At 40.4% G+C, this 22,172-nt stretch carries 22 protein-coding genes; 21 read left to right on the forward strand and 1 reads right to left on the reverse strand.

The window, feature by feature from the left end:
* Positions 1-89 precede the first annotated feature (89 nt).
* On the forward strand, positions 90-1,277 hold the full coding sequence (locus C4S54_RS03755; RefSeq protein ID WP_103868335.1) for a ribonuclease H-like domain-containing protein: 1,188 nt from the start codon (positions 90-92) through the stop codon (positions 1,275-1,277).
* A gap of 64 nt (positions 1,278-1,341) precedes the next feature.
* On the opposite strand, the gene C4S54_RS03760 is transcribed toward C4S54_RS03755, so the two are convergent.
* Entirely contained in the window at positions 1,342-3,132 is a 1,791-nt protein-coding gene (locus C4S54_RS03760) for a hypothetical protein (protein WP_103868336.1), read from the reverse strand.
* A 374-nt stretch (positions 3,133-3,506) separates the two neighbouring features.
* Here C4S54_RS03760 and rsxC point away from each other — a divergent pair, with 374 nt between their 5' ends.
* From rsxC to C4S54_RS03860, 20 genes are all read left to right on the forward strand, one after another.
* Entirely contained in the window at positions 3,507-4,823 is a 1,317-nt protein-coding gene (gene rsxC, locus C4S54_RS03765) for an electron transport complex subunit RsxC (protein ID WP_103868337.1), read from the forward strand.
* A gap of 15 nt (positions 4,824-4,838) precedes the next feature.
* On the forward strand, positions 4,839-5,783 hold the full coding sequence (locus C4S54_RS03770; RefSeq protein WP_022775992.1) for an RnfABCDGE type electron transport complex subunit D: 945 nt from the start codon (positions 4,839-4,841) through the stop codon (positions 5,781-5,783).
* 1 nt (position 5,784) lies between these two features.
* On the forward strand, positions 5,785-6,396 hold the full coding sequence (locus C4S54_RS03775; protein WP_103868338.1) for an RnfABCDGE type electron transport complex subunit G: 612 nt from the start codon (positions 5,785-5,787) through the stop codon (positions 6,394-6,396).
* Entirely contained in the window at positions 6,393-7,163 is a 771-nt protein-coding gene (rsxE, locus tag C4S54_RS03780; RefSeq protein WP_022775989.1) for an electron transport complex subunit RsxE, read from the forward strand. Before C4S54_RS03775 ends, rsxE begins: the two co-directional genes overlap by 4 nt.
* A 2-nt stretch (positions 7,164-7,165) precedes the next feature.
* Positions 7,166-7,753 carry an electron transport complex protein RnfA gene (locus tag C4S54_RS03785; RefSeq protein WP_022775988.1) on the forward strand — a complete coding sequence of 196 codons (588 nt, stop codon included), beginning with the start codon at positions 7,166-7,168 and terminating at the stop codon, positions 7,751-7,753.
* Between the two features lie 195 nt (positions 7,754-7,948).
* Positions 7,949-8,746, forward strand: coding sequence for an RnfABCDGE type electron transport complex subunit B (locus C4S54_RS03790; protein ID WP_022775986.1), 798 nt, complete (start codon positions 7,949-7,951; stop codon positions 8,744-8,746).
* A 282-nt stretch (positions 8,747-9,028) separates the two neighbouring features.
* Entirely contained in the window at positions 9,029-9,496 is a 468-nt protein-coding gene (locus C4S54_RS03795; protein WP_022773610.1) for an Hsp20/alpha crystallin family protein, read from the forward strand.
* A 55-nt stretch (positions 9,497-9,551) separates the two neighbouring features.
* Positions 9,552-9,755 (forward strand): hypothetical protein, encoded by a 204-nt coding sequence (locus C4S54_RS03800; protein WP_103868339.1) that lies wholly within the window; start codon positions 9,552-9,554, stop codon positions 9,753-9,755.
* A 237-nt stretch (positions 9,756-9,992) separates the two neighbouring features.
* Positions 9,993-11,048, forward strand: a complete 1,056-nt coding sequence (locus tag C4S54_RS03805) for a hypothetical protein (protein WP_103868340.1) — start codon at positions 9,993-9,995, stop codon at positions 11,046-11,048.
* Positions 11,049-11,198: 150 nt separating this feature from the next.
* Positions 11,199-11,981: a mechanosensitive ion channel family protein gene (locus tag C4S54_RS03810; RefSeq protein ID WP_103868341.1), complete on the forward strand. Its 783-nt coding sequence runs from the start codon at positions 11,199-11,201 to the stop codon at positions 11,979-11,981.
* Between the two features lie 77 nt (positions 11,982-12,058).
* The gene (locus C4S54_RS03815; RefSeq protein ID WP_103868342.1) at positions 12,059-12,676 is read left to right on the forward strand and encodes a thymidine kinase; all 618 of its coding nucleotides are present in this window, start codon (positions 12,059-12,061) and stop codon (positions 12,674-12,676) included.
* A 218-nt stretch (positions 12,677-12,894) separates the two neighbouring features.
* Positions 12,895-13,182, forward strand: a complete 288-nt coding sequence (gene flgM, locus C4S54_RS03820; RefSeq protein ID WP_022773617.1) for a flagellar biosynthesis anti-sigma factor FlgM — start codon at positions 12,895-12,897, stop codon at positions 13,180-13,182.
* Between the two features lie 23 nt (positions 13,183-13,205).
* Entirely contained in the window at positions 13,206-13,733 is a 528-nt protein-coding gene (locus tag C4S54_RS03825) for a flagellar protein FlgN (RefSeq protein WP_242973733.1), read from the forward strand.
* A 99-nt stretch (positions 13,734-13,832) separates the two neighbouring features.
* Entirely contained in the window at positions 13,833-15,491 is a 1,659-nt protein-coding gene (gene flgK, locus C4S54_RS03830; RefSeq protein WP_160110672.1) for a flagellar hook-associated protein FlgK, read from the forward strand.
* Between the two features lie 54 nt (positions 15,492-15,545).
* Positions 15,546-17,393, forward strand: a complete 1,848-nt coding sequence (flgK, locus tag C4S54_RS03835; protein ID WP_103868344.1) for a flagellar hook-associated protein FlgK — start codon at positions 15,546-15,548, stop codon at positions 17,391-17,393.
* Positions 17,394-17,471: 78 nt separating this feature from the next.
* Positions 17,472-19,568, forward strand: a complete 2,097-nt coding sequence (locus tag C4S54_RS03840; protein WP_103868345.1) for a flagellin N-terminal helical domain-containing protein — start codon at positions 17,472-17,474, stop codon at positions 19,566-19,568.
* A 125-nt stretch (positions 19,569-19,693) separates the two neighbouring features.
* Complete coding sequence (fliW, locus tag C4S54_RS03845) at positions 19,694-20,149, forward strand: flagellar assembly protein FliW (RefSeq protein WP_103868346.1); 456 nt, start codon at positions 19,694-19,696, stop codon at positions 20,147-20,149.
* Positions 20,150-20,224: 75 nt separating this feature from the next.
* Positions 20,225-20,440, forward strand: coding sequence for a carbon storage regulator CsrA (gene csrA / locus C4S54_RS03850; RefSeq protein ID WP_103868347.1), 216 nt, complete (start codon positions 20,225-20,227; stop codon positions 20,438-20,440).
* Between the two features lie 62 nt (positions 20,441-20,502).
* On the forward strand, positions 20,503-21,753 hold the full coding sequence (locus tag C4S54_RS03855) for a glycosyltransferase family protein (protein WP_103868348.1): 1,251 nt from the start codon (positions 20,503-20,505) through the stop codon (positions 21,751-21,753).
* Positions 21,754-21,834: 81 nt separating this feature from the next.
* Positions 21,835-22,170: a DUF5674 family protein gene (locus tag C4S54_RS03860; RefSeq protein WP_103868349.1), complete on the forward strand. Its 336-nt coding sequence runs from the start codon at positions 21,835-21,837 to the stop codon at positions 22,168-22,170.
* Positions 22,171-22,172: the final 2 nt, after the last annotated feature.

The raw sequence follows: 22,172 nt of genomic DNA on the forward strand, positions 1-22,172 counted from the left end.
ATCTGTGAACCGCTTCTTGCTTTATTATACCTATTTGATAAAATATTTCTTATAGGAGATTTCGTATTATTACGAAAGAGGAAACGTGTATGATTAAGACTAGTGAGGGAATTGTTCTTTCTGGTAGTCATTTTGTAAGGACTTTGCCGGATCTTTTAAACTGCAAGCCTGAAGATTTTCTTTTTATTGATATTGAAACTACTGGGCTTTCTCCCAAGAGTGCTGATATATACCTTATTGGATGTGCTTATCATGATAATGGTAACTGGCACGTCTGTCAGTTTTTTGCTGAGACACCTGATCAGGAAAAAGAGATTCTTGAGGCGTTTATTGAATTCTCCAGGGAGTATAAGATACTTATCCACTTTAACGGTGACAGATTTGATATTCCATTTCTTTTAGCCAAATTTGAAAAGTATGGACTTTCAAATCCGTTTGCGCATATGAGTTCCCTTGATATTTATAAGGAGGTAAAGCCTTATAAAAAGCAGTTGGGGCTTCTTGACTGTAAGCAAAAGACAATTGAGCTTTATTTGGGAATTCAGAGAGAAGATAAGTATGATGGAGGGAAGCTTATTCCGGTCTATCAGGACTATACTGTTTCCAAAGATGCTGAGAAATTAAAGCTCCTCATGCTTCACAATTATGAAGATGTCAAAGGAATGTTTGATGTTCTTACGATGCTCAAGTATAAAGAGTTCTTTAATTCTTTTTCAAAGCTTCCTAAAGAAGCTGTCAGAACTGACGCAGAGATTCCTTCATCAGAAGAACTTCTTGAGCTGTTGCCTGTCCGCGCTAAAAAAGTTCAGGCCAACTACTATAACGACATAGATGGAACGCAGAAAAAGGAAGTCTACATGAAACTGTCAGTTCCTAAACCTCTTCCTTCTTCACTTTCAGGGAATCTTGACGGATGTTATTTCAAAATTGATGGAACTGAGGCAGTTCTCAGAGTTCCATTATATGAAACAACATTAAAATACTTCTATTCCAATTATAAGGATTATTATTATCTTCCACAGGAAGACACAGCTTTGCACAAGTCTATCGCAAGCTTTGTGGACAAAGATTACAGAGTAAAGGCATCACCTGAGAATTGCTACACCAAAAAAGAGGGACAGTATTTACAGGAATGGAACCTGTGCTTTGCGCCGTTTTTTAAATCAGATTATAACGATAAGAATATTTTCTTTGACCTTAATGAGAATATGAAAAAGAGCAGATTTGCAATGAGCCTGTACGCTTGTCATGTGATCGCACATGTGCTTGAACTGTAGGATGTTCATAGTGGGTAAGGAAATAATAAAAAAAGAGCCGCAGATGCGACTCTTTTTTAAACTATTAAAGCTCAGTAGATCCAAGAATTGACATAAGTCTTAAGAATCCGCAGTAGCCATACTCATCAAGAAGTTTACTTACGTCATATCCTGCTGGGATAGTAACTTTAAGTTTCTTGCCACCGTATGTGAATACGACGTTTACATCAATGTCAGGACGAGATGCGATTGCTGCGATCATCTTTGAATCGAGGCAGGCAACTCTGTCAGTTTCAATGTTCATAGCGCCGCCCTGAGGAGCTGCTGCTACGTTAGAAATGATTGATTCCTTGTACTGGATTGGAGTAATGCTTGACATGTTATAGGAAACAGTACGTGCAGGCTTTGTTCCGCTAATTGCTGCAATCTGGCTTGGAGTATCTGCTGCGCTTACAGTGTTAGATACAACTATTGCACCTGCAGGAGCCTGTGCAGGATCTGCATAAGATGGAGTTACATTTTCTACTACAACTTCGTAGCTCTGTGAACCATCTGTATTCTCAGTAGTCTTAACAATTGCTGTTACCTTAACGTTGATACCGCCTTTAACGTTGTGAAGAACCAGTGTGAATGTTCCATCACCATTATTTGTTACTTTAACGTTCTCTCCGGCAGTAACTTCATAGCCTTCAGGAACATTTGCGGCTACCTTGAATGCTTCACTTATATTTACTGTGTCATAAGTTTTTTTATTAGGATCAGAGATTGTTTTCACGTTTTCATTATCTTCAGTTAACTTAAGACCATATTTTTTCTGGCTTTCTGTATCCTGGTTGATGATATAGTTGATTGTCTTAACTACAGCTCTATAGACGTCGCTATAAGTTACATTAGCATCGTCAACTGTTCTGTCAATATTAATGTATCCTTTATCCATTTCATAGATAGTTATTTCTGGAATTGATGCCAAAACATCATCTAGGTCTTTATATGTTGGTTTTACTTCATCACCATATGTATAAGAGTTGCCAATTGAGAGACGAGGTGAACTATCAGAAGAAGATGCTATTGTGCCGGTGATGATAATAGCTCCCTGCTCTTCATTATTGTTATAATCTTCTATATCCTGAAAGATTCCAACAGAGTCACTATTTATACCAATAACATTGCCATCTACAAAAATATTAGCGCTTCCATCAGTTTGGATGCCAGAGCCGTAAAAACTTTCGGTCTTTTTTTCATACTGCTTGGTCTCTTTGTTATATTCTCCGGATGAAGTTGTGTTTACTGCACCTGTTGAAATAGCATCTCCGTTAACGATAACGGTTGACCCATCATATGCAAATATGGCATCATCTCCTGAATTGACACTTCCAACTTCAACAGTTGTATTTTCACCGCGTGCATTTATACCGGTACCATTCGCAGAAACTTTTCCATCAACTGTTACTTCTGCCTTATCATTTGTGACATAGGAACCAGCAGTAATTCCAGTCTGATCATCGCCATTTGCATTAACATTTCCCTTTACTTCGATGTTACCTGCAGTTACGTTGATTGCAGGAGCAGAAGTGTTATATGTCTTGTCACCATCTGTGTAATGACGAGTCGTTGTACCATTTGATCCGCTTGTATTTACATCTTTATTAACAGTAACAGAGCCTTCAGAAGTTGAAACAGTAATAGCACTATTGCCTGTGTCAACAGTAACACTTTCGACTACAACTTTCTTTTCTTCGCTATCAGAAGTTATATTGATAGGGGTAGTAACATCTTCGGCTGCTGCATCTTCTGCAAATGCAGTGAGACTTGGTGCAACAAGCATTGAGAAAGCAGTTGCTGTTGCTGTTAAAGATACTAGAAATTTCTTTTGCATAACACTAATTCCCTCCATAGAATATATGTGTGTTGTTAAGCGAAGTCATTTTCGCTGCACATGACAATAGCACTTGGCTATAGTGAAAACAATCGAACGTGCGTTTGCTAAAAGCGGGAATTCACGGAAATACTGGGCTTGATGGCAAGCATTAAATTACAATAAAGCAAATATAACGCATCTATAAACCGATATATATAGGGGGGAAAGGTTAATTAACACAATATATAGACAGGTGGATAAAATTGACAGATTATTTTGATATTAATCAAGCAAAATTGTACATAATTTAGTATAATTAAATAAGTAGTTTTAAGTGCAGGGATAGCCCCTGTACTTTCACTATAAACAAAAATATGAAAGAAGGGTAGGAGATGGCAAGAGGTACTTTTACGGGCGGAATCCATCCTTACGAAGGTAAGGAATTATCCAAGGATAAGCCCATCAAATCAGTCCTCCCTAAAGGGGATTTGGTGTATCCGATATCACAGCATATAGGTGCACCGGCTAAACCAATCGTTGCTGTTGGTGATCATGTTCTTACAGGACAGAAGATTGCAGAAGCAGGTGGCTTTGTTTCTGCGCCCATCTATGCAACTGTTTCAGGAACAGTCAAGGCAATCGAGCCAAGGCGTCTTGCGACAGGAGCTATGTGTGACAGCATCATAGTTGAAAACGATGGTAATTATGACGAAGTGGAATTTAAGCCATTAAAACCGTACGAAGAAATGACCGCCGAGGACAAGATTGCAGCTGTTCGAGAGGCTGGTGTCGTTGGTATGGGAGGTGCAGGATTCCCAACTGCTGTTAAATTTTCACCAAAAGAGCCGGATAAGATCGACTATGTTATCGCAAACTGCTCTGAATGTGAGCCATATCTGACTTCCGACTACAGGCGTATGATCGAAGAGCCTGAGCTTTTGTTGGAAGGTCTTAAGATTGCGGTTAGTATTTTCCCAAATGCGAGAGGAATCCTTGCAATTGAGGACAATAAGCCTGATGCAATCGCTAAATTCAAAGAATTAACAAAAGATGAGGAAAAGATAAGCGTTAAGCCCGTCAAGACCAAGTATCCTGAGGGTGCTGAGCGTATGCTCATCTATGCAGTTACAGGTAGAGAGATCAATTCTTCAATGCTTCCGGCAGATGCTGGATGTATCGTTGACAATGTTGATACTCTTTGTGCTGTGTGCAGAGCGGTAAAAGAGGGACGTCCTCTCATGGAGAGAATTGTTACCATTACCGGTGACGCTATCACAGATCCAAGAAACTATAAGGTAAGGATTGGAACCAATTACAAAGAGCTCTTGGAGGATGCAGGCGGATTTAAGACAGAACCTGCCAAGATCATTTCAGGCGGTCCTATGATGGGATTTGCAATCTTTGATCTCGACGTTCCTACTACAAAGACAGCTTCAGCACTTACCTGCCTTACTAAGGATGAAGTAGCAGAGTTTGAGCCAAGTGCGTGTATCAACTGTGCACGTTGCGTAGAGGCCTGCCCTGAAAGACTTATCCCCAAGAATCTGGCAGATGCTGTTGAACATGGTGATGAGAAGGCATTCCTTGATATGTATGGAATGGAATGCTGCGAATGTGGATGCTGTAGTTATATTTGTCCGGCAAGACGCCAGCTTACTCAGCTCATTAAGGGCATGAGAAAAATACAGCTCGGAAAAAGAAAAAAGTAAGGGGGACGAGATAAGATGAGTGATTTAAGAAGCGTATCATCCAATCCCCATGTGAGATCCAAAACCACTACTTCAAATATTATGATGTGGGTTGTGATAGCTCTTTTGCCTGCAACAGGTTTTGGTATCTATAACTTTGGCTTGGATGCACTAATTATTATTTTATTATCGATTGCTTCCTGCGTGCTTTCGGAGTTTATTTACGAAAAAGCAATGCACAAGCCGATAACTATCGGAGATTTCTCCGCAGTAGTAACAGGACTTTTGCTTGGACTTAACCTTCCATCAACAGTTCCGTTCTGGATTCCAATCCTTGGAGGTATCTTCGCAATTATCCTTGTTAAGCAGCTCTTTGGCGGACTTGGTCAGAACTTTATGAACCCGGCACTTGGTGGAAGATGCTTTTTGGTTATTTCTTTCCCGGCTATTATGACCAACTTCGTTACAGATACTTATACGGGAGCTACACCACTTGCCAATTTGAAGAATGGTGTAGAGGTTAATGTAATGGATATGCTTATCGGTAGAACAGCAGGTACTATCGGTGAGACATCAATGCTCTGCATTGCGATAGGAGCCATGATCCTCTTTGCAATAGGCATTATCGATTACGTAATTCCATTTACTTACATAATCACCTTCATTATTTTTGTAGGTCTTTTTGGTGGGTATGGATTTAACTGGTCCTATATTTCAGCACACCTTGCTGGTGGTGGACTTATGCTCGGTGCCTTCTTTATGGCAACAGATTATGTGACATGTCCTATCACTACCAAGGGAAGATATATCTATGGCTTTATCTTAGGTCTTTTGACCGGAATATTCCGTATATTCGGAGCAAATGCTGAAGGCGTTTCATATGCGATCATCATTTCAAACCTTCTTGTTCCGCTTATTGAGAAGTTCACTATTCCAAGAGCCTTTGGTATAAAGAGAGTTGCAAAAAAGGAGGCGAAATAACATGAACGATACAAAGAGCATGATTAAAAACGCCCTGATCCTTTTTGCAATCACTTTAGTTGCAGGTGTACTTCTTGGAGTTGTATACCAGGTGACAAAGGCGCCTATAGCTTATCAGGAAAAGCTTGCACAGGATAAGGCGAACCAGTCAGTATTCGCAGCAGCCGCTACTTTCAATGACGTAGCAATAGATGAAGCCGGTGCTCAGCAGGCTGGTGCAGCATTCCCGGGTGTTACTATTGAGAGCGTAAAAGAGGCAGTGGATGCTTCAGGTGCAGCTCTTGGATATGTCATTCAGGTAAGCTCAAAAGGATATGGCGATTTTATTACTTACACAGTTGGTATTACAAATGATGGAAATGTAAATGGTATTTCAATCATTTCAATTGCTGAAACTCCCGGACTTGGAATGAATGCAGAAAAGGTGCTGGTTCCACAGTTCGTTGACAAAAATGCTCAGCAGTTCACAGTTGTGAAGAGTGGTCAGATGACAGATTCAGCCACACAGATAGAGGCTATTTCAGGTGCAACAATCACCTCAAGGGCCGTAACTAATGGTGTGAATGCAGCTGTGAACTATTTTGAGAATGTTTTGAAAGGAGGTCAGTCATGAGTGCAGATGTAAAAACGGGCGCTTTAGGATTTAAGAAAGATACTCCTTTAGAGAGATTTTTTAACGGCCTTGTAGCTGAAAACCCTACTCTTGTGTTGATGATCGGTATGTGCCCTACCCTGGCAGTAACATCATCAGCTATAAATGGTCTCGGTATGGGACTTGCAACAACTTTTGTATTGGCGCTTAGTAATGCGGTTATTTCCGCTCTTCGTAAGGTGATTCCGGGAACAGTCAGAATTCCTTCATTTATCGTAGTTATTGCTTCATTCGTTACATTGGTCCAGCTTCTTATGCAGGCCTATGTACCGGCACTTAACAGCGCACTTGGTGTATATATTCCTCTTATCGTTGTTAACTGTATCATTTTTGGTAGAGCAGAAGCATATGCTAGTAAGCACGGCGTTGTTCCGGCTTTCTTTGATGGAATAGGAATGGGAATCGGATTTACCTGCGCTATCACTGTTATCGGACTTGTTCGTGAATTTGTCGGAGCAGGCACAGCTTTTGATGTTCAGATCCTTGGAGCAGGCACAGTTGTTCCCGGACCAGTTGGTGCATTCCTTTCCGGATATCAGCCAATCAGCATCTTTGTACAGCAGGCCGGAGCTTTCTTTGTTCTTGCATTTTTGATCGCTATCATGAATAAGATCAAATCAAACATGGCCAAGAAAGGCAAGGATACTTCAAAATTTGGCGAGGGTTGCTGCGGCTCAGCTGAAGAAAAAGCAGCAGATAAGATTGCAGCAGAAAAGGAGGCTAAGTAATCATGGGAGAGACAATACTTAGTTTAATTGGGCTGATGATCTCAGCTTCACTTATTAATAACGTAGTACTTAGCCAGTTCCTTGGACTTTGTCCATTCCTTGGTGTTTCAAAGAAAACAGATACAGCTCTTGGAATGGGTGGCGCATGTATCTTCGTTATCACACTTGCTTCACTTGTGTGCAGCATTATTTATAAGTTTATTTTGAATCCACTTGATCTTTCATATCTTCAGACTATTGTATTCATCCTGGTAATTGCCATGCTGGTTCAGTTCGTAGAGATGATCCTGAAGAAATACATCGTTTCCTTATATCAGGCACTTGGTGTATATCTTCCTCTTATTACAACAAACTGTGCAGTTCTTGGTGTTGCCCTCAATAACGTAACTGATGGATACACAATTCTTGAGAGTACAATTTGCGGTTTTGCCACAGCAATTGGTTTTACAATTTCTATTGTAATTCTGGCAGGTCTTCGTGAAAAAATGGAATACAATGACATCCCTGCACCATTTAAGGGAATGCCAATGGTTCTTTTGACATCCGGACTTATGGCTATCGCATTTACCGGATTCTCAGCTTTGAAGTGAGTGATAAAGGGATGAGAAGTTACAAGTATGCATGCTTGCATGCATATACTTGTAACCTTGAAGACCGAACATACATGAGGAATAAAGATATGCGAATTTAATGAGCATATCGTGTTCCGAATGTATGTAGGATTGCGAAAACGAAGTGGAGCAATCCGTATATCACTCTATAAAAATAATAGGAGATAAAAGACTATGACCTATGGAATTATCATTGCAACAGCAGTTGTAGCCGGTGTAGGAATTGTGATTGGTCTTATCCTTGGACTGGCAGACATGAAACTGCATGTTGATGTGGATGAAAAAGAAGCTGCTATTTTAGAGGCACTTCCTGGTAATAACTGCGGTGGATGCGGCTTCCCCGGATGTTCAGGTTGTGCGGCTGCCATAGCTAAAGGCGAGGCAGCAGTTAATCAGTGCCCTGTTGGTGGTGCTCCTGTTGCAGCAGCAATCTCAGAGATAATGGGAGTTGCAGCTGTTGAGACAGAGAGGCAGGTTGCATTTGTTCATTGTAACGGTGACTGCGAGAATGCAGCTCAGAAATATGAGTACAAGGGCGTATCAGATTGTAGACTTCAGGCACAGGCTCCGGGCGGCGGCTCAAAGACTTGCTCTTATGGCTGCCTTGGCGGCGGAAGCTGCGTTCAGGTTTGCCAGTTTGATGCGATACATGTGGTTAATGGCGTAGCAGTTGTGGATAAAGAGAATTGTAAGGCTTGCGGAAAGTGTATAGACATCTGCCCAAGACACCTTATTGATCTAATTCCATACTCAGCACAGGAATCAGTTGCCTGCAAATCACAGGATATGGGTAAACTTGTTAACGGATATTGCAAGGTTGGATGTATTGCCTGTCATATTTGTGAAAAGAACTGTCCTGCCGGCGCAATCACTGTGGAAAACAATGTGGCAACCATCGACCAGGAGAAGTGCACACATTGCGGTACATGTGTAGAGAAGTGTCCTAAGAAAGCTATTCATAAGATATCTTAAAATAATTAGAGACTGTTCATGTAGATTAGAGAGAGTATTTTTGCGTAAGCGTATTGCTTTAGCAGAAATACTCTCTTTTTATACGTATGTATTTGAGAGTTTATATTTTTTTTAGAAATTAATGTGTTGACATTATGTGCTACATGTTCTATAACATACTTGTAACAAGAAATTAGCAGCCAACATTAAAGAGTGCTAATTACATTTTAAACAATCTTAACTGGCTGCACAAAACTACTACAACCTAAATAAAAAATATAAATAGAAAAGGAGTGATGTTTTATGTTAATGCCTATGCTTTGGAGTAATAATGATATTTTTGATGAGATGGACAACTTATTTAATGACAGATTCTTTGGCGAGCTTTGCGATTACAACAAAGGCGCGGGCAAAAAGTTTGATAACATGTCAGGCCTCATGAGAACCGATGTGATCGAAAAAGATAATTGCTATCAGCTTGAAGCTGAGCTCCCTGGATTTAATAAAGAGGATATCAATATCGACCTGAAGAATGATGTCTTGACAATTAGTGCTTCTCACAGCGAAAATAAGGATGAAAAAAATAATGATGGTAAGTACATCCGTCGTGAGAGAAGAAGTTCATCTTATCAGAGGTCCTTTAGTGTAGAAGGCCTTAAGCCTGAAGATATAATTGCCCAGTACAGAAATGGTGTACTGACAGTTACACTTCCTAAAAAGGAAGCAATTCCTGAGAAGGAAGAGGCAGCAAGGATCGAAGTTAAAGACTGATATTTATCAGCTATTTAGAAAATCTCCCGCGGCGAATAACCGAGGGAGATTTTTTATGTCAAAAAAAGAACTTGAATACGAAGGATATAAGGGAACTGTAGAGTATGATGAGAAGTGTGATTTTTATACCGGAGAAGTTGAGATAGACGGCAAGATCTACACTTACGAAGGCGATACTTTAGAGGAACTTCAAGAGGACTTTGAGGATATCATTGATTCTATCATTGCATTTGAAGAAATGGATGATGAAGAAGTCTGAATATTTAGTCTTTTATTATTTGACTAATGTATAAGTTTTTTTTACCGATACAATAAGTAGCTTAAATGCTGCATCAAAAAAGTAAGCAGTGCCAGCGGCTTACGACTATAGCTAGGGAAAGCGTGAATCTTCATGGAGGATCAACATCTTCATTTGAAGGTTCATTTTCTTTGCGCAAATATAGAGTCTGCCTCTGTTAGCGCAAAATATGAACCTTCGTGACCCAAAGGAGGTACCATGAAAATTGCACAGGCACAGGTAAACATGGTCTCAAGCCACCAGTACTACGAGGAGAATACGGTTAATGTACAAAGTGGCGTAGTGACCAGAAGCGCTTTTCTTGATAGTTTAAATGATCAGGAAAAGAAGATGGATAGTCTTGAGATTTCAACTGGAGATCTATCCGAAAGCAAGGCGACAGGAAGCGAAAACTATTCCTCGTTAAAACCGTCAAAGACAGAGTATCTTGGTAATTACGAGTCATCACTTGAGCAGCAGCTTGCAGAGATCAGGAATTCAATTCTTCAAAGAATCATGAGTCTTTTGCAAATGCTTGGCGGTGAAGACCAAAGCAGACATTTCAAGGATACGATCTCTAACACAGCCAATATGCTGACAAGTAATTCTTTCCTTAAGGTGACAACTGTCGAGATGGTGCATGTTGAGGAAGAGATGACCACATTTTCAGGACAGGGACTGGCTTTGACCGAAGATGGCAGAAGCATTGACTTTAATGTGGATTTTTCAATGTCCAGGAGATTCTGTCAGTATGCAGGAATGACTATGGCAAGTGCTGCAAAGTTTATTGATCCGCTTGTCATCAATGTTGGAAGTGATGTTTCATCTATTTCCGACCAGCATTTCTATTTTGATCTTGATTGTGATGGCAAAGAGGAAAAGATTTCAGCTCTTTCACAAGGGAGCGGTTATCTTGCCCTGGACAGAAACCGCGATGGAAAGATCAATGACGGTTCAGAGCTTTTTGGAACGAAGAGTGGGGATGGCTTCAAGGATTTGGGAGTATATGACAAAGACAACAACGGGTGGATTGATGAAAACGACGAGATTTATGAGGCTCTCAGGATATGGATCCGGGATGAAGAGGGGAAGGACCATCTGATGTCGCTAAAAGAGGCAGATGTGGGAGCAATCTATCTTGGAAGTGCATCAACTGAGTTCACGCATCAAAACAGTGAATTTGTGATCGCCGGTATGATGAAGGCGTCGGGGCTATTCTTAAGAGAAAGCGGCGGTGTCGGAACAGTGCACCAGCTTGATATGGCAACTTTGTAAAAAAATGATCATGATCCCATCCGTAATCAATATGCGGGTGGGATCTTTCTTTTGATTAATAAAATGCTTTGCAAGCGGCATTCTTTCTTATGTCCATATATGGTATACTTTAGAAGTTAAATAACTAAAAATGTACAATATGGAGCAATTATGACAGAATTCTTAAATGTTTTTCTAAAATATGTTTTACCATTTATTATGGCTTATTTACTTAGCTTTCTGATGAATAAATTCTTGAGCAAAGAGATGCTTCGCGGCAAGCTCCATCTCATTTTCCTAAAGGGTATCATAATAGCGATATTGTGGGTGGTAGCAGCACTTACTGCAATGAGCGGTATTCCTGCTTTTTCAAAGACCTGGGAGACGGCGATTGCTTCTTCCGGAATAGCAGCTGTAGTACTTGGTCTTGCAGCCCAGTCGACTCTTGCAAATGTGTTTGCAGGAATAGCTCTTTCTGCTTCTCACTCAAGGCCTTTTGACATAGGTGACAGGGTAATGATCAACTCCTATGAACCGGGCTTTGTAGAGAACATCACACTTAGACACACAGTTATTAAGACTTATCAGAATGAGATCATTTACATTCCTAATTCCATAGTTGGGGCAGCTTCAATAATTAACTATACTCAGGAAGAATCTTTTTCATATCCTATAGATATCTCGGTCGCTTATGGCACTGATATTGAGAAGGCAAAAGAAATTATGGCAGATGTGATAGCATCTCATCCCAAGCACTTCGGGGCGAGGCCAAATGTTTTGTGCAGAAGCTGCGATGACAGCGGTGTGACCTTAAGAGCACTTATGGAGACAGCTGATTTCAGGGATAATCCGACAGCCTGCTCTGATGTTCGCATTGAGCTTATGAAGCGGTTTAATGAGGAAGGCATCGAGATTCCTTATAATAAATTGGTACTGATAAAGGGCAATGAATAACAAGAGTGCCAGGTGGTATAGGACAGATCAGATATAGATTTTTATAGATCAAAAAACATTAATCAAGGGGAGAAACAATGGGAAAACTGTATTTCAGGTATGGAGCAATGGGGAGTTCCAAAACAGCCAATGCACTTATGGTGCGTTACAACTATCTTGAGAAGGGGCAGACAGCTATTTTATTAAAGCCAAAGGCTGAGGACAGAGATGGCGAAAAAACAGTAAAGTCAAGGATTGGCCTCAGTGCTGAGTGCACATTTGTTGAAGACTTTTTGGAAGAAGTAAAAAATGAATGGTTTACAGGAAATAGTGACAACTGGAAAAAGCTGGATTGTGTGATCGTCGATGAAGCGCAGTTTTTGTCAGAGGAACAGGTGGATATGCTGGCAGAAGTTGTGGATAAGTATGATCTTCCTGTGATCTGTTATGGACTTAGAACAGATTTTACAAGTCATTTATTCAGCGGATCAAAGAGACTTATGGAAATTGCCAATTATATAGAAGAAGTTCCTACAGTCTGCTGGTGTGGAAGAAGGGCTCACTTCAATGCACGTGTAAGCAATGGCAAGATCGTCAGAAGCGGTGAACAGATCATGATGGGGGGAAATGAATCCTATGTTTCCCTCTGTCGCAGACATTTCCTCAGTGGAGAGGTTGACGGAGCCAGAGAAAGAGACCTTTCAGAAACTAACTGAAAAAAATAAAAAAAATTATAAAAATACTCTAAAGTTTTTTAATTTTTGGTCGATAAAGATATTGGAAACCGTAAAAAGTATGGCAACCTTGGGTGTTTTAGCCATTTCTTTGTGAATAATATTTGGGGAAATATTTTTCAGAAACAGCTAAAGTAATGGCAACTTCTACCGATAAATGAAGTAGAAGCAAAAAAACTCCAAGGAAGGAGGAAAAGATTATGCGAATAGATGCATACAGTCAGGTTCAGCAGATTTACTCGACAAGCAAAGTTAATAAGACCACAGCAACTAAGAAGACTGAGGGCGCAAGGGATACTGTATCCTTTTCTTCTATCGGAAAAGAAATTCAGGTTGCTAAACAGGCTGTGAACGCTGCTCCGGATGTCAGGGAAGACAAAGTGCAGGCGCTTAAAGCAGCTATTAAAAATGGAACTTATGACGTGAGTGGAGAGGCTTTTGCAGATAAATTACTGGCTAAATTCGACGAAGCTAACGGGCTTGCGTAATTAATTAAATAAATATCAGGAGGATGATTCCAGTGGCTAGTCTTATGGAGAATCTGGTCAGCGTGCTTGATCAGGAATGTACTATGTATGAACAATTACTGGAGTTATCAAGCAGAAAGACCCCTATTATTGTAAAGGGCGATCTGACTGCACTTGCGAAGATCACGGATGAGGAGCAGCACATAATAGGTAATATCCAGTCGCTCGAGAAGAAAAGACAGACCGCGATGCAGGATATTGCAAACGTGCTTAACAAGGATGTTAATTCATTGAAACTGACCGATCTGATCGTAGTTTTAGAGAAAAGACCAGAAGATCAGAGAAATCTGGCATCAAGACGGGATAAACTCGTTACTGTCGCTAATAGTGTCAGACGTGTGAATAGCCAGAACCAGGAACTTCTTATTAGTTCACTGGAAATGGTGAAATTTGAAATGAACATCATCCAAGCGTCAAAAAGCGCTCCGCAGACGGCGAATTATTCAAGAGCTTTAGACACTACAGGCGAATGTTTAGGTTACACACAGGGCGGATTCGATGCAAAGCAATAAAATCTCCCCCTTATAGGGGGAGCGCAAAGAAGATAACTCATGTGGAAACCGTTTAAACGCGGTAGTGTCTTTTTTGTACCCTTTTTTAGGAGGCAGCATATGTCACTTATGGCTAATCTGTATGTTGGTCAGTCAGGTCTGGCAACATCACAAAACGCATTAAATACAACTGCACATAACCTGGCTAATGTTGATACATTGGGCTACACAAGGCAGCAGGTCTCACAGGGAACAAGAGCTTATCAGACTCTTGAAAAAAGAAATGAGGCCATCGCCTGGAAACAGATTGGTACAGGTGTTGAATATAATAACTGTAAGCAGGTAAGAAGCGATTTTCTGGATATTTCCTACAGGCTGGAGTCCGGAAGATACGCTTTTTATGATATTTCACAGAAGGCTCTTGAAGAGATCGAGGATCAGCTTCAGGAAATGAACGGGACAGAATTTGCTGAGTCACTCAACAACCTCTGGGTTGCAGTTCAGGAGCTGGCAAAGGATCCTTGTTCAGCAGTTACGCAAAGTTCACTTGTAACAAGGTGTAACGAGTTTTTAACCAGAGCCAAAAGTGTTTACGACGGAATGGTATCCTATCAGGAAAATCTTGATCTGTCCGTATATGAAATGGTTAATAACATAAACAGTTACGGCGACCGGATAAGAACACTCAATGAAGATATTGTAAGCATAGAATCAGGACGACATGAAAAAGCCAACGACCTTAGAGATGAGAGAAACAATCTTTTGGATAAGCTTGGCGAAATGGGAAGAATAGAGTATACAGAGGATGTTTTTGGTAATGTGACAGTTCTTTTTGAAGGATCATCCTTTGTTACAACAGATCACGTCAATCATATCGGAATAGATACAACTTTGGACAGCCCTGTTGGATATGCCACACCATACTGGGAATACGCAGCCAAAAAAGAATATAACATGTACGGAGAAGAGATAATCACATCTATTTCGGGCGGCCACTTATACGACCTGACGCAAACAATCTCAACTTCCACGAATACCGATATTGGAAAGCTTAAGTCAGTTCTTTTGGCAAGAGGTGATCACAACGCTACATATCATGACATAACTGAAAGCGAAGACTATTACAATTCAAATATCGCTAATTCAGTGATCATGAATGTTCAGGCGGAGTTCGACCAGATGGTCCACAATATCATGACTGCGATAAATCAGATCATGGAAGATGCAGAAAGTAATCCGGCAACCCTTGATAACAGTCTTGGAACAACTTCAGATTTTGCAATGTTTGTGGTAGCCAATAAGACTGATGCTCTTACCTATGATATTGATGATGATCATCCTGCAGGCTCAGTAACTACAGGTTTTACTATTAAGAATACTCAGATAAATCCTATTTTGTTAAAAGACCCTACGACTTTTACCTTCAGAACAAAAGATGGAAATGAGGATAATGATACAACAGAGGCGCTCAGGGCAGCATTTACCAGTGAAAAATATGTGCTGAACCCGAACGTTGCAAGCAGAAACAGTTTTATTACTTACTATAACAGTCTGGTATCACAGGTTGCCAATTCCGGCGATGTACATAACAGCGTAAAAGAGGCCCAGGAGCAGACGGTTTCAGCGGTATCTGCGGCAAGAGAGCAAATCGTTGGAGTATCAAGTGATGAAGAACTTGAATATATGATACAGTTCCAGAATGCATATAACGCATCCAGCAGATACATAAATGTAGTAAGTCAGATGCTTGAGCATCTTGTCAGTACTTTAGGAGCATAACCTTTGATCTTTGTGGATTACAGGGATGATTAGCTCCTTATAGGAGGAAAACCTATGACTTCTCAGTTTTTTGGACTTAATATCGCAGCTTCAGGACTTAGAGCTGCCAACGCTTCATTAAATACAACTGCAAATAATATAGCAAATGCCAACACTGATGGTTACAGCAGGCAGAAGGTAAAACAGGAGGCATCAGATGCCCTCAGGGTATTTGCGAGATATGGATGTGCCGGTGCAGGCGTTGAGACTATCGCAATAGAAAGAGTTCGCGATAGTTTTTATGATGTGAAGTTCAGAAACAATGAACAGCTCCTGGGGCAGGTATCACAGAAAAACTATTACACAAAGCTTGCAGAGCAGTATCTTGAAGACGATGGAAGCAGCGGATTCTCATCTCTTTTCTCTAAGATGGAAGTAGCTCTTGAATCGGTAAGGACTGCTGCAGGAACGACAGAGACCAAGACCGCCTATATATCAAGCATGCAGGCGCTGACGGAATATTTTAACAATGTTTATACGTCTCTTCAGGGACTTCAGAGCGATGTCAATTCTGAGATAAAGCTGTGCGCAGACAGAATCAGCTCAATTTCTCAGGAAGTGGCTTCTATAAATAAGCAGATCAATATCATTGAGATGACAGGGGCCAAGGCCAACGAACTCAGGGACAAAAGAGATATGCTGGTAGATGAGCTCTCCAAGATGATCTCAGTTGAGACCAAAGAAACTCCAGTAGTTGATGAGAACAATCCGGACAGAGTTACCGGTGCTACAAGATATCAGATCTGGGTGGCCGGTGCATATGAGCTCGTTGATACCTATGAATACAGGAAACTTATTCCTGTTGCAAGGGATGAAGACGGCGCTGTTAACCAGAATGATGTGTCAGGTCTTTATGAACTTAAGTGGGGGAGCGGTAATTACAAGGATGGAGATAACGTAAAAGAGCTCTCTGATTTTGCCATTGAGTCAAAGATAATTGGTGGCGAACTTCAGGGGCTTCTTGCAATGCGTGATGGCAATAATAATCACTATTTTAACGGAAAATGTACGGTAGTTAATGATAAGGTAAGCCCTGTAAGGGTTACGGTTGAAGTTTCAGATACTCATCTTATGGATATGACCATGTGCACGATTCCTGCTGATGGAAAAATCCACATAGGCGACAAGGACTATAAGTACGATTCATGGGAATATGATGGTGAGCACACTTATGTGTTTACGATAGATGAGGAGTCTTTGACAAGTATTCCTGATTCAAACAGGGTTGCTTATATTGGATTTGCCAATGAATATCAGGGACTTCCTTATTATATGTCTCAGATGAATGAGTGGATAAGACAGTTTTCAAAAGAAGTAAATGAAATAATGGTAGGCGGCTATACTTCAGATTCTCTTGATGGTGTAGCGATGCTTACGGGATCAATGGATACTAACTCAGCAGCTCAGTACAGCTACGAGCAGCTGACTTCTCTTTCTGAAAATAAGGGATACTACAGTCTGAATGGTGGAAACTTTGCGGTTAATTCTGTGCTGATGGACAATGCGGACAGACTTGCAACAAAGGCTGATATTACAGAGGGAGAATCTGAATTTGGAAATCTTACCAAGTTCAAGACTATGCTGGACACACAAAAGATATTCAGAGGATCAACATCAGGTGAATTCCTTACAAAGGTTTTGGCGGATGTGGCACTTAATTCCAGTAACGCCGGAACTTTGGAGGACACCTATACCGCACTTGAAGTGACCATTAAAAACCAGAGACTTTCGGATGCCGGTGTCGATGAAGACGAAGAAGCTTCTAACCTGGTAAAATACCAGAATGCATATTCTCTTTCCTCCAAGATGATCCAGACTCTTTCAGAAATTTATGACAGACTGATACTTCAGACCGGAGTATAATCTGCCGATTATATATGTGTAGGAATAATATGCAAGGATGCATTATTTTGACATGGAAAGTCAACCGGAGGAATATTTATGCGTATCACCAACAAAATAATGCAGAACAATTCTCTTTATAATATCAATAACAACAAGATCACCGAGAATCAGCTAAACACCATGATGTCTACAGGTAAAAAGATAACCCGACCCTCGGATGATCCTGTTATTGCTATCAGAGCTCTGAGACTCAGAAGCAGTGTCACACAGATTTCCCAATATTATGAAAAGAATGCCAAGGATGCCGAGAGCTGGCTTGATGTTACAGCGGATGCTCTTTCTACAGTTACGGCCGTTTTGACTGATTGCGTAAAGCAGGCAACCAAGGGCGCCAACATGGATCTTACTCTTGATGACCTTTCTACTATCGTTACTCAGATGGGAGCTCTTTCAAAAGAGTACTACTCAACAGGTAACGTTGATTTTGCAGGAAGGTATATTTTTACCGGGTACAGAACGGATAACGCTCTTTCTTTTGACAGGACAACAACTGCAGATTATACAGATATAAACGATGAGTTTAATGCAGGGAATATCGGTACCTCAACCAGAGTTACCGGAATGAGTAAGCTTAGCTCAGAGAATATCCTAAATGATAGCTCGGAGACAGTTTATCAGAGCGATATTGTTGAAGTAAGTGTTGGAAGACTGAGACTGTCTTATGACACTTTGAATTATAAGAAGAATGATGGCAATACAGCGCAGCTTAAGTGGAGAGAATCTCTTTTACAGCCGGCTACAAGTGCTGTGGATGATACGACCAAGATTGTTCAACTGACCTTTACTACTTCAGAGGGATATACCCATTACGCATCAATACCTATGAATGAGGACACAGCTGAAGGCGAGAGCTTTTCTGTGACCAATGATGGCATTACCTATACTGTTAGCCAAAATTCTGATGCCACCTATACGATTACAGGAAAGACTGAAACTGAAGAATATGTTTTCAAAATGGATGAAAATGGTGTGTATGATTCCACAGGTCAGAGTGACAATGTAGCATCAGGCATAACAAACATAGAGTCTGTGCAGAAGACCACCGTTACCTATACAAATGCATCGGGACAGCAGGTTCAGTATACAATACCTCTTTTGCCTGCTATTGGTCAGACCTACACAATGGACCTTGAATATAACGGAAATACTGCAGTTGCCACAGTAAATAGTGATGGAACCTACACTATAGTAGATAATATCGTTACTGAAAACGGCGATGGTACATATTCAAAAAATATAGTGAATGTCACCGGAAATGGAAGTATTCATTCATCCTATGTTGAGACGACACTTGAGATAGGGCCTGATAATATTATTTATACAACTAGTGATGATGCTGAAATCGATGATTTTTATAATGAGATAAATGATCAGCCCACCGGCTCTGTGGCATATTTAAATGCGGCTACCGGAGAGATTCTTTTAAATGAAGAGCTGACTAATAAGCTCGCAACGCTTCCTGACCTTATCAATGCCAATTCTATCGACGTTGTCTATGATAAGAAGGAATGGAGTACCGGTGATATTAAGCCGGAGAACCTTTTTAACTGCACATATACCGATGAAGAGGGCACGATTCTTTATAACCATGGAACTGCAGCTCATGATATTGCCTACGATGTAGGATTTGCCCAGTCTGTAGTTGTTAATACAACAGCAGACGCAGTTTTCACAACCAGTGTTAAAAGAGATGTGGATGACCTTGATAACATGATAAATGAGCTCAAGCAGATGAACGGAACACTGAAAGCTCTCAATGAAAAACTGGCAGTAACTACAGATGAAGCTGTAAAAGAAAAGCTTAAGATTGAGATTGAAGCAGCACAGAAAGCCTATGACAGCCAGAGAATAACACTTCAGAAGGAGTTTGAGCACAAGATCACTTCCATGCAGAAGGCCCTTGATACAGCGAACCTTGCGGTTACAGAAAACGGAACCAGGTCAAAGAGACTTGATCTGGTTAGTACCAGACTAATGAGCCAGACAACTACCTTTAAGACTTTGCAGTCTGACAACGAAGATATCGATCTTGCTGAGACTGTTACACAGCTTACTTCAGCCCAGGTAACATATGAAGCAAGTCTTATGGCTACAGGTAAGATCAGTCAGAGTTCACTTATAAATTATATCTGATGGGTATTAATTATTTGTAGCATAATGACGAAATAACGTATATAATTAATGGTGATAGGAGAGAACCTCTTTATCATCGTGACACCAATATACATATGTACATATGATAGCATGGAGGTTACATAATGAAATTAGCGACAAGGATTTTCGGAGAAGTTGAAATTGATGACAGTAAGATAATCTGCTTTCCAAACGGTATCATAGGCTTTCCTGACCTTCAGAAGTTTACCCTTATGCATGATGAAGAGCAGGGTTCAGGTACTATAAAGTGGCTTCAGTCCATCGATGAGCCGAATTTTGCAATGCCGGTTATGGATCCGCTTGTTGTTTGCCCTGATTATAAGCCACTTGTTGATAAGACAGAGGTAGAGGCCATTGGCGAACTGGCTGAGGATGATATGCTGGTTCTTGTTACAGTAACCGTGCCACATGATCTTACCAAGATGACTGTAAATCTCAAGGGACCATTTATAATTAATACAAAAGAAATGAAGGCTTCCCAGACAATTATTGATAATGATGAATATCCGGTGAAGTTCCCGATTTACGACATTCTTCAGAAGAATAAAGAAAAAGGGTGATCAAAGTTACTAGAAATATAGCAGGGATGGGGAGATTTATACCTGCACAACTACAAAACCATGGAGGGATAGCGAATGTTAGCATTATCAAGAAAAAAGAATGAAGCGATCATCATCAATAATAATATTGAGATCACAGTACTGGATATCAGAGGCGACCAGATAAAACTTGGAATCTCTGCACCAAAGGAAATCCCGATCTACAGAAAAGAAGTCTATATCCAGATTCAGAATGAGAATAAACAGGCTACAGATGTATCAGGCATTGATGCTCTTAAGAAGTTGTTGTAAGTACATTTATGATAATAGAGGCTGCTGTCCCATTGGGCAGCAGCTTTTTTAAAGGTTAAAAAATGCGAATTCTTTATTATGACTGGGACGAATTTAATGGCGAGGATTGCAGGGATGCAATGAGAAGGCTTGGGCACCAGGTTGATGTGTTTAAGCTTGATATGCATGGATTTGACCTGACACAGGAGATGGATGAGAAGATAAGAGGACTTGTCTGTGGAAAAAACGCAGGTGATGCTGTGGATGATGGTAGTGTCGAGGATGAATCTGATCATCACAGTTATCATCTTCAATATGATTTACTTTTTAGTTTTGACTTTTTCCCTAACATTTCGGAGGCTTGCCAGAAATATGGTATACCGTATATCAGCTGGGTGTTTGACTGCCCGCATTATACGCTGGATTCTCATGTAACAAATAATTCCGTGAACAGGATATTTGTTTTTGATTCTTTGCTTTATAAGAGGTTAGTGGGGAAAGGTGTTTCCACAGTCAGATATTCACCATTGGGAGTTAATGATAAGAGACTATCTGAGCTTTGCCAGAAGCTTGATGAGGAGACAGGTGGAGAGATAGTTTATGAGCATGATGTGAGCTTTCTGGGGAATCTGTATGATAATGAGTTTAATTTTTATGATCAGGTTAAGTTTCTGCCTCCGGCTTTAAAAGGCTATACTGATGCAGTAATAAAAGCGCAGGAACAGGTCTTTGGGCAGGATTTTTTTACTGAAAGTTCAATATACCCTCAGGAAAAGATAAAAGAACTTAGAGAATATATAAAGTTTGAGCAGACCGGCAAGTATGAGATTGATTATGACGGTGTTATGCTGGATATACTTAGGAAGAAAGTAACTGTAAACGAGCGTCACAACATACTGGAGCAGATGGGCAGGCAATTTGATACAGTTCTTTATACCATGCCGGGAGCCAAGCCTATTGATGGAGTCTGCAATCTTGGAGTTGCGTCTTATACTGACAAGATGCCGCGAGTATTTCATAGGAGCAAGGTAAACCTAAACATTACACTTAGATCTATTCTGGCGGGTGTTCCCCTTCGTGTTCTGGATATTATGGCAGCAGGCGGGTTTCTTATTACAAATTATCAGTCTGAGATTGCGGAGTACTTTGAAGATGGCGTGGACCTTGTTATGGCGGTCACTCCAGAGGATATGATCCAAAAGACGGCATATTATCTTAAGCATGATGATGTAAGAAAGCAGATAGCCAAAAACGGGCAAAAGAAAGTACTTGAAAATTTTGCTTATACAAAGTTGCTTCCAATGATTCTTGATGAGAATGAAACGAAAGTTTAAGAATTGGGGAATATGTAGTAAACTTGTGGGTAAGATGCAAAATATTAATAAGCAAGATGTAAGGTGTTTGGAGGAAAAGGGATGATATTAAGTAATGCGATTGATTTAGAGGATTTATGGGAGAATCATAATCATTTTTATGATGATATGGTTAAGTTCTGTATTGATAAGAAGAAAAGACAAGTTGCCATTGATGCAGATATGCATATTGATTTAGAAAATGAGCTTTATGATGCAGGTTCTGATATCAAGGATATTTATGGCGGAAATATAATGAAAGATCCGGTGGAAGTAATTTGGGAATCTCATCCTAATATTGATAGGAATAGAGAACGAGGAATTGGCCGCGGCAGAGAGCTTACAGATCAGGCGACCATAGATGAGCTCTTTGATATTCTCAAAGAGTGGATCAAATAATT

Source organism: Butyrivibrio sp. Su6, from assembly GCF_900108105.1.
Taxonomy (GTDB): Bacteria; Bacillota; Clostridia; order Lachnospirales; family Lachnospiraceae; genus Butyrivibrio.

Excerpts from the sequence above, each read along its gene's own strand:
- C4S54_RS03755 (WP_103868335.1), top strand. The coding sequence starts at position 90 with ATGATTAAGACTAGTGAGGGAATTGTTCTTTCTGGTAGTCATTTTGTA.
- C4S54_RS03760 (WP_103868336.1), bottom strand. The coding sequence starts at position 3,132 with ATGCAAAAGAAATTTCTAGTATCTTTAACAGCAACAGCAACTGCTTTC.
- rsxC (WP_103868337.1), top strand. The coding sequence starts at position 3,507 with ATGGCAAGAGGTACTTTTACGGGCGGAATCCATCCTTACGAAGGTAAG.
- C4S54_RS03770 (WP_022775992.1), top strand. The coding sequence starts at position 4,839 with ATGAGTGATTTAAGAAGCGTATCATCCAATCCCCATGTGAGATCCAAA.
- C4S54_RS03775 (WP_103868338.1), top strand. The coding sequence starts at position 5,785 with ATGAACGATACAAAGAGCATGATTAAAAACGCCCTGATCCTTTTTGCA.
- rsxE (WP_022775989.1), top strand. The coding sequence starts at position 6,393 with ATGAGTGCAGATGTAAAAACGGGCGCTTTAGGATTTAAGAAAGATACT.
- C4S54_RS03785 (WP_022775988.1), top strand. The coding sequence starts at position 7,166 with ATGGGAGAGACAATACTTAGTTTAATTGGGCTGATGATCTCAGCTTCA.
- C4S54_RS03790 (WP_022775986.1), top strand. The coding sequence starts at position 7,949 with ATGACCTATGGAATTATCATTGCAACAGCAGTTGTAGCCGGTGTAGGA.
- C4S54_RS03795 (WP_022773610.1), top strand. The coding sequence starts at position 9,029 with ATGTTAATGCCTATGCTTTGGAGTAATAATGATATTTTTGATGAGATG.
- C4S54_RS03800 (WP_103868339.1), top strand. The coding sequence starts at position 9,552 with ATGTCAAAAAAAGAACTTGAATACGAAGGATATAAGGGAACTGTAGAG.
- C4S54_RS03805 (WP_103868340.1), top strand. The coding sequence starts at position 9,993 with ATGAAAATTGCACAGGCACAGGTAAACATGGTCTCAAGCCACCAGTAC.
- C4S54_RS03810 (WP_103868341.1), top strand. The coding sequence starts at position 11,199 with ATGACAGAATTCTTAAATGTTTTTCTAAAATATGTTTTACCATTTATT.
- C4S54_RS03815 (WP_103868342.1), top strand. The coding sequence starts at position 12,059 with ATGGGAAAACTGTATTTCAGGTATGGAGCAATGGGGAGTTCCAAAACA.
- flgM (WP_022773617.1), top strand. The coding sequence starts at position 12,895 with ATGCGAATAGATGCATACAGTCAGGTTCAGCAGATTTACTCGACAAGC.
- C4S54_RS03825 (WP_242973733.1), top strand. The coding sequence starts at position 13,206 with ATGATTCCAGTGGCTAGTCTTATGGAGAATCTGGTCAGCGTGCTTGAT.
- flgK (WP_160110672.1), top strand. The coding sequence starts at position 13,833 with ATGTCACTTATGGCTAATCTGTATGTTGGTCAGTCAGGTCTGGCAACA.
- flgK (WP_103868344.1), top strand. The coding sequence starts at position 15,546 with ATGACTTCTCAGTTTTTTGGACTTAATATCGCAGCTTCAGGACTTAGA.
- C4S54_RS03840 (WP_103868345.1), top strand. The coding sequence starts at position 17,472 with ATGCGTATCACCAACAAAATAATGCAGAACAATTCTCTTTATAATATC.
- fliW (WP_103868346.1), top strand. The coding sequence starts at position 19,694 with ATGAAATTAGCGACAAGGATTTTCGGAGAAGTTGAAATTGATGACAGT.
- csrA (WP_103868347.1), top strand. The coding sequence starts at position 20,225 with ATGTTAGCATTATCAAGAAAAAAGAATGAAGCGATCATCATCAATAAT.
- C4S54_RS03855 (WP_103868348.1), top strand. The coding sequence starts at position 20,503 with ATGCGAATTCTTTATTATGACTGGGACGAATTTAATGGCGAGGATTGC.
- C4S54_RS03860 (WP_103868349.1), top strand. The coding sequence starts at position 21,835 with ATGATATTAAGTAATGCGATTGATTTAGAGGATTTATGGGAGAATCAT.